The organism is Natronomonas sp. CBA1123 (assembly GCF_009741925.1).
Lineage (GTDB): Archaea > Halobacteriota > Halobacteria > Halobacteriales > Haloarculaceae > Natronomonas.
On record NZ_WPCC01000088.1, the window covers coordinates 1 to 1,229 of the forward strand.

2 protein-coding genes are annotated in these 1,229 nt (G+C 66.6%); one reads left to right on the forward strand and one right to left on the reverse strand.

The features are described 5' to 3' along the window. A partial coding sequence (larC, locus tag GJ631_RS18335; RefSeq protein ID WP_156710530.1) for a nickel insertion protein occupies positions 1 to 636 on the reverse strand: 636 nt, incomplete at its 3' end. Between the two features lie 75 nt (positions 637 to 711). Between larC and GJ631_RS18340 the strand changes: the two genes are divergently transcribed. Then, positions 712 to 1,229 (forward strand): alcohol dehydrogenase catalytic domain-containing protein (locus GJ631_RS18340; protein WP_156710531.1); only part of this gene is annotated, 518 nt, incomplete at its 3' end.

The following is a 1,229-nucleotide window of genomic DNA, read 5'->3' on the forward strand; positions in this document are numbered from 1 at the left end:
CACGGCCGGCGTCGGCACCGGGTAGACGCCGTGGCTCATCGACGCCTCGCCACCGCCCGCGGCGACCGGCGTCGTCACCACGCGGTCGGCGTCGAGGTCGTCGAACAGCAGCGCCGCGCCGACGATGTCGGCGATGGCGTCGTCGGCCCCCACCTCGTGGAAGTGTGTCTCTTCGAGGTCGGTCCCGTGGACTCGGGATTCGGCCTCGCCGAGCAGCCGGAACACCGCCTTGGCGTCGGCTTCGACGGCCTCTGGAAGACCCATCTCGCCGACGATGTCCCGACACTCCGCGTAGGTCCGGTTCGGGCCGTGGCCCTCGGCGTGGGTGTGTTCGTGGCTATGGTCGTGCTCATGGCCATGTTCATGAGTCGGGTCATGAGCGTGTTCGTGGTCGTGAGTATGGCCGTGGTGGTCGTCGTCATGGTCGTGAGTGTGGTCGCCGTCCTCGCCGTCCACCAACACGTCGACGGTCGTCGCTCGGATACCGTTCTTCGTCGTCTCGCCGATGCGGTAGGTCACGTCGAGTACGTCTTCGATGGGCGAGAGCACCTCGGCGTCGGCGCCGGCCGCAAGCAAGGCGCCGATGAGCATGTCGCCGCTTGCCCCGGTTCGACCGTCGAAGGCGAGCGTTTTCATGCGAATACGTCGGTCGTGCGAGGCGAAAAGTGGTGTGGTACACGCTTTATTCGAATGCGGTCCGTGGGATGTCGTATGCGCGCCGCAATCTATCGTGGACCGGGAGACATCGCCGTCGAGGAGGTACCGAAACCCGAAATCGAGGAACCGACTGATGCCATCGTTCGAGTCACCCATACGGCGGTCTGTGGGTCGGACCTGTGGTTCTATCGCGGCCAGCGTGACCGCGAGGAGAACTCCCGAGTCGGCCACGAACCGATGGGCATCGTCGAGGAAGTGGGCGACGACGTGCGGTCGGTCGAACCCGGCGACCGCGTGTTCGCGCCGTTCGTCGTCAGTTGCGGGGAGTGTGAGTTCTGCCGGAAGGGACTGCACACTTCCTGTCGCAACGGCGATTCCTGGAGCGGCGACAACGGTGGGGCACAGGGCGAGTACGTACGGTCGCCGCACGCCGACGGGACGCTCGTTCGGGTTCCGGACCGACACGCCGACGACGAAGAGACCCTGCAAGCACTGCTTCCGCTGACCGACGTGATGGGGACGGGCCACCACGCCGCGGTCAGCGCCGGCGTCGAGGCGGGCGACACCTGCGT